Source organism: Actinophytocola sp., assembly GCF_036378875.1.
Lineage (GTDB): Bacteria > Actinomycetota > Actinomycetes > Mycobacteriales > Pseudonocardiaceae > Actinophytocola.
In genome coordinates this window covers 1-6,220 of sequence record NZ_DASUVO010000099.1, presented here as the reverse complement: position 1 = coordinate 6,220, position 6,220 = coordinate 1, and the positions used below count along the sequence as shown (strand labels likewise).

The 6,220-nt window shown below is 68.4% G+C and carries 5 protein-coding genes; all 5 read right to left on the bottom strand.

Features of this window, described 5'->3' with window-relative positions; translation table 11 throughout:
* Nucleotides 1-249: 249 nt before the first annotated feature.
* Complete coding sequence (locus VF106_RS28185) at nucleotides 250-1,761, bottom strand: M4 family metallopeptidase (RefSeq protein WP_330842888.1); 1,512 nt, start codon at nucleotides 1,759-1,761, stop codon at nucleotides 250-252.
* Between the two features lie 263 nt (nucleotides 1,762-2,024).
* Nucleotides 2,025-3,446 (bottom strand): PI-PLC domain-containing protein, encoded by a 1,422-nt coding sequence (locus VF106_RS28180; RefSeq protein ID WP_330842887.1) that lies wholly within the window; start codon nucleotides 3,444-3,446, stop codon nucleotides 2,025-2,027.
* Between the two features lie 93 nt (nucleotides 3,447-3,539).
* Nucleotides 3,540-4,427, bottom strand: coding sequence for a phosphorothioated DNA-binding restriction endonuclease (locus VF106_RS28175; protein ID WP_349257479.1), 888 nt, complete (start codon nucleotides 4,425-4,427; stop codon nucleotides 3,540-3,542).
* 95 nt (nucleotides 4,428-4,522) lie between these two features.
* Entirely contained in the window at nucleotides 4,523-5,416 is an 894-nt protein-coding gene (locus tag VF106_RS28170) for a carbohydrate ABC transporter permease (RefSeq protein WP_330842885.1), read from the bottom strand.
* A gap of 1 nt (nucleotide 5,417) precedes the next feature.
* Nucleotides 5,418-6,220, bottom strand: an 803-nt coding sequence (locus VF106_RS28165) for a carbohydrate ABC transporter permease (protein ID WP_330842884.1), incomplete at its 5' end; no start/stop codon positions are given.

Sequence of the window (6,220 nt, the reverse complement as noted above, 5' to 3'; positions counted from 1 at the left end):
GGCGAACGACACGCGGATGCGAACTTCGTCCGGTTCGTACCGGATCACGTCATAACTTTGCCTGATGTAGGTAACCAGGTCGCCCCAGTCCGCCAACCGAGTCTCCGTTCGTCCACCCACCGCCTCGCAGGAGTCTAGTCCGGAACAGGCCCGGCGCCGTGTACTTCGGCGCCGGGCTGTCGTCCGGTGTCCTGTGGGGACGGGGACTCGGTCGGGTGTGACAGCCACGCTGTCACATTTCAATCGGATCTAGCAGGTGGGTTCGCCGGTCTGGGCCGGGACGCTGACGGCGTTCCAGGCTGCCCGGACGGTGTTGAACTCGGTGCAGCTGTTCGGGAACAGGGCCCGCGCCGCCTGCAGAGTGGCCAGCCGGACTCGGCCGTGGGTCCATGTCGTGGTCTTGCGCAGCAGGCCGTTGTAGAAGATCTGCGCGGCCTTCTGCACACCGATGCCGGTGACCGTGGAGCTGTTGCACGTCGGGCTGGATGGCTTGCCGCCGCCCGGGTTGCTGCCCTCGGCGAGCAGGTAGAACCAGTGGTTCTGCACGCCAGCACCCGCGTGCACCTCCAGGTTGGGCACCGACGAGCTGAAGCAGTTCGGGTGGCCACTGCGCAGCGAGGGCTGGTACATGAACCGGATCGGGCCGCTGCCGGAGAGGTTGACCTCCTCGCCGACCTGGTAGTCGGGCGGGTCGTTGGGGTTGTTGGCGAACGCCTCGGTGACCGCGCCGAAGATGTCGCCGGTGGACTCGTTGAGCCCGCCCTTCTCGTTGCTGCCGCCGGAACCGCCCGGCGTGAACTGGAAGATGCCGTGACCGAACTCGTGTGCGACCACGTCGATGGGGACGACCTGGCGCTGGCCGTCCGAGGAGCGGCCGAAGCTGGCCGAGCTGCCGTTCCAGAACGCGTTCACCGCGGTGAGGCCGACGTTGGCCGGGAAGCCGCCGCCCGAGCCGTTGATCCCGCTACGGCCCAACCAGCTGCTCAGCATGTCCCACTGGCGCTGGGTGGCGTAGAGGGCGTCGACGCACGCCGTCTCCAGGCTGGTGCCCGAGCCGTTGCCCCACACGTCGTCCGGTCCGGTGAACACCTGCTGGTTGCTGTTCTGGCGACACCGCACGCCGGAACGGGTGGGGTCGATCGTGGAGAACGTCCCCCCGCTCTGCTGGGTGGTGATGGTGACCGTGCCGTTGTAGAAGCCGTTGCCGGTGCCGGCACGCACGTCGTCCCAGACGTCCAGGACCGCGCCGGTCGTGGCGTCCACGAACACGTGCGGACGGCTCGGTACCTGCTCGGCGGTGCTGCCCTCGAGCACCACCTCGTAGGCCAGCGTCGGGCTGTCGACCGCGAACACCACCAGCTGGCGGCTCACCACCTTGTCCACTGTGGACAACGTCTTGGCCGCGGCCGCCTCCGCGGCGTCCTTGGTCAGCACCGGGCGGATGTCCACCGCCACGGACGTGGTGTCGTCGGTGACCGTGTCGTGCACGCGTCCCTGGCCGTCGGTGACGATCACCGCGTCGCCGCCGACCACCTCGAGCCCGCGGTAGGTGCGCTGGTAGGCCGCGTAGTACAGCCCGCCGCCACCGGACGTGAAGCTGGACCTGACGAAGGCGTCCTCCGCGCCCTTGGCCAGCCCGACACCGCGCGCGGCCGCTGCGTCGGCGGCCCGCGCCGCCAGAACGTCCGGGCTCACCGGTTCTGGGGCCGACTGGGCGGGTTGCGCCGGTAGTGTCAGCGTCAGCGCGAGCCCGGCGATCATGGCCAGGCTCGCGCGCGTCCCTCGCTTGCGATTCGTCAAAAGATGTCCTTCCTCCGGGCGCGCACGCCTTCATGGGGCGATGCGCGCCGAAATCAGCAGAGGTGCAGGGTGAACCGTGCCCAGGTTTGGATACCTGGACCTATTTCGAGTTAAGAAGCCGCAAAGGACGCGGTCAATGAGGCATTCGGCCGAGTCGGATAACTGTGAATGGCCAGGACTGGGGATTTGGGGCTTTTAATGTTGGGCGAATGTCGAGGCCTGAGTTACCGCACGGCGCCGGCCTGCCGCACCAGTGTCTGGTACCAGGACGCGTACGGGGTGTTCGTGGCCGGGTAGTTCGCGAGCGGTGTGGTCGCCTGCGCCGCGGAGTCGAAGTCCCAGCCGCGGACCACGCGGCCCGACGCGCGGGCCGAGGTGATGAACGAGGAGTGCGTGGCCGGGGCGCCGTAGAACAGCGCACCTTGCCGCAGCTCGGCGCTGTCGCCGTCCTGGTACTCGTCGAACGCGGTCTGCGGGTACTGGATCCGCGCGCCGCTGACCCGGTCGGTGCTGACCCGCAGGGTGTTCGCCGGCGTCGCGCCGTCCGCGGCGGTGTGGACGGTCACGCTCATGTCGTCGTGCGCCGAGGTGGTGGTGTCGTAGCGCGGGTCGGCGGTCGTGGCGTTGCCGGTCCAGGAGACGGTGCCCGCGTTCGCGTCGAGGGCGCCCTGCCAGGTCCAGTTCTGGTCGCTGCTCTGGCTGCGGTGCACCTCGCGCAGTCCGCTGCCGGTGAACGCCACCGACGGCAGCACCCCGTTGTCGTACTGCCGACTGGCGGACCAGCTGATCTCGCCGGACGAGTCGACGTGGCCGGTCTGGTACCAGAGCGTGGTGCCGTTCTGTGACTGGTGCACCTCGACCAGGTCGCCGTTGTCGTTGAGCGCGATCGCCGGGGTGACGCCGGATCCGTAGCGGCCGTGCCGCTGCCAGGTGACCCGGCCATCGGCGCCGTAGGTGCCCGTCCAGTACCAGAGCGCGCCGCTGCCGGAGTCGTGCACCTCGACGACCCGGCCGTGCCCGTTGATCGCGATGGCCGGGTGGTGGCCGACGTCGCGCCGGTAGGCGGCGCGGGTGGTGGCGTCGCCGGACAGCAGGGTGAGCACGCGCCCGCGCAACGCGTCGACGGTGGCGTCGGCGGGGTAGTCGTCAGCCCGCAGTAGCCGGGTGCCGAATGCGGCACGCAGCTCGTCGTTCAGCGCGGCGAGGTCTCCCGCGGCGTAGGAGCCGTTGTCGGTGAGATTGTCCTTGAGGTCGAGCATCACCACGAGCGGCGCGTGTGTTGGGTGCGCGGCGGACCAGGACGCGACGACCGCGAGCCAGTCGCGCAGGTTGTTCGACGCCGGGTTGCCGCCGGAGTGGTCCACGAGGTGGCCGGGGCTGTCGTGGCCCACACCGTAGTCGCGGGACGTGGTGTAACCGTTGTCGTGCACGTCCAGTTCGAGGAAGCGAACGCCGTGGTCGAGCTGATAGGTCAGCGACTGCTTCGCGCCGGCGACGTCACCGGAGTAACTGTTGTGCGTGGCCTGGAAAACCGCCGCCGTGAACGGCATGCCCGCCGCGGCCCCGGTACCGCCGGTCAGCAGCAGACCGGCCGTGACCGCGGCGACCGCGATGGCGGCGCGGCCCCGGAGCGTCCTGGCGGTCATCGGCGGCCTCCACGGTCAGTTATTGGCCGGATGCGTCTGCACACGGTGATTGTTTACCATCGGCGCGCCGATGTCATCACCGTTCGGGCGGTGCTAGCTGGTGAGGGCTGGACCTTTGAAGACTTCGCGGGTGTGCCAGTGGATGTGTGTGGCGGCGGGCGGAGTGGTGCCGGGGCGTGGGCGTAACGGCCGTCGGTGAAGGCCGTAGACGGACTGGCCGGTGTCGGTGCGGCTGGTGAAGTTCGAGGACACGGTGATCCGGAGATCGTTGTCCAGTCCGAGGGCGCCGTGGTCGAACAGCTTGTGGTGCAGTGAGCAGAGGGCGAGCCCGTTGTCGGGGTCGTCGGGCCCGTCGAAGGTGAACCAACGGATGTGGGCTGCCTCAACACCGACGGTGGCCGCACCGAGTTGGCCGTCGAAGCCGCAGAAGGCGCACTGCCGGTTCCACGCGGTGAGAATCGCGACGGTCCAGGAACGTCGTCGCTGCCGTGGCTTGTCGGTCTGGTGTGCCGTGGTGAGGATCGTGTCGGGGTCGAGGCCGACCGCCATGAGCACGTCCGGTGCGATGGTCGGTGGGAACTCGGCGTCGACCAGTAGCCGGGCCGCCGCGGCGGCGATGTCGGGGTCGCGTAGAGCGTCCTCCAGTGCGGGGGTGAGTTGGCCGACGACCCGGTTCGTCGCGAGTGGCTGCACGCGGTCCATGGGCACGTCGTGATTCAGTGTCCAGATCTTGTCCGAGCGCAGCCGGGTGAACGGGTAGGCAGCACGCTGCGTGGGACCTGCCGTCGACGGCGGGCCGTAGTCCCTGATCAGCTCCGCGAGTCTGTCCGCCGTGGTCGACCAGTCGAGCGCGCTCGAGTCGGTGGTGGTCAACTGCCCGAGCGCGAGCAGCACCAGCAATGGCTTGTGCGGCGAGCGTTGCCCTCGGTGCTGATGTTGCCGTAACGAGGACAAGCATGCCATCACGTCGGCTTTCGACATCACCCCAGTCGCCACGCCGCAATCATGGCCGATCGCGCCACTGAACTCGACCACCGACACAGCTGTTCGTTCCCGGTCGGGGCGAGAGAGGGCGGTCAGCGGCTGAAGCCGGCGGTGAGGCCGCTCAGCAGTTGGCGGCGGCCGAAGGCGTAGATGACCAGGATGGGCAGTGTGGTGAGGACGACGGCGGCGACGATGGCCGGGACGTTGACGCTGTACTGGCCCTGGAAGGCCCACAGTGCGAGCGGCAGCGTTCGTTTGTCGGGGCTCTGGGTGAGGATCAGCGGTAGCAGGAATCCGTTCCAGATGGACAGTGTGTTGTAGACGGTCACGGTGACGATGGCCGGCCGGGTGAGCGGTGCCGCCAGCCGCCACATGGTCATCCACTCGGTGGCGCCGTCGATTCGCATCGACTCGAACAGTTCCTTCGGCACGTCGCGGATGAAGTTCGCGAGTACCAGCACGGACAGTGGGATGGCGAACGCGATCGACGGGAGGATCAGCGCGAGCAGGCTGTCGTACAGCTGCAGCCTGATGATGATCAGGTAGATGGGGATCACCGTCGCCTGTAGCGGGATCGCGAGGCCCATCAGGAACAGCCCGTTCACGAGGCGCAGGAACCGGAGCTGCCAGCCCCGCACGATCGCGTAGGCGGCCATGAACGAGACCACCACCGCCGGCACCACCGCGCCCGCGGTCGCCACGACGCTGTTGACGAAGTACGTGACGAAGCCGGACTCCAGCACGAACTGGTAGTTGCCCAGCGTGGGTTCGCTCGGCGGCACCAGCGGGTTGCTCGAGTAGTAGTTGCTCTGGAGCTTGAAGCTGGTGATGAGCACCCAGTAGACGGGGATGATGACGATCGCGAGCCACAGCCAGCCGGCCAGACCGCCGAACCAGTTGCGCCGGCGGGTGGCCGGGTTGGCGCCGTTGTGCCGCTCGCGGTGAGCCGTCGCCTGTCGCGGTGGTGTGGTCAGGGTGAGGCTCATGTCAGACGCCCTCGAACTGGCTCTGTGTGACGTCCCCGCCGCCGAGCCTGCGCAGCAACAGGGCGATGGCCAGGCCCACCAGGACGAGGATGACGGCGATGGCGCTGGCGGGCCCCATCAGGTTGGCCTGGAAACCCCGCTTGTACATGTCCAGCGCGAGCACTCGGGTGGCGTCTCCCGGGCCGCCTTCGGTCAGCACGAAGATGAGGTCGAAGAAGGTCAGCGACCCGACCACCATGAGCGTCGACGACGTGACGATGGTGTGTTTGAGCTGGGGCAGGGTGATGCTGAAGAACTGGCGGACCCGCCCGGCGCCGTCGATCTGCGCGGCTTCGTAGATGGACTGGGGAATCTGCCGGACTCCACCCTGGTAGATCAGCGCGTGGAACGGGATGAACTGCCAGGACACGACGAAGACGACGACGCCGAGCGCGAGGGTGCTGCGACCCAGCCAGTCCTGTGCCAGGAACGAGACGCCCAGGCCGGCGCCGAGGCCGAAGTTGGGGTCCAGCAGCGCCTTGTACGTGATGGCGAGCGCCGCCGAGCTCAACAGCAGCGGCACGACGTAGACCACCGCCAGGATCTCGCGGTATCGCTGGCGCCCGGCGAGGAACACGCCCATGAGCAGGCTCATCGGCGTCTGGAACAGCCACGACAGCGCCATCACCAGGAACGTCACCCAGAGCGCGTGCGGCAGGCCAGGGTCGGTCAGCACGGACTGCCAGCTGTCGAGCCCGGCTGGGTGGATCGCGCCGATCCCGTCCCAGCGGGTGAAGCTGAGCACCAGCACGCCGAGGAGCGGTA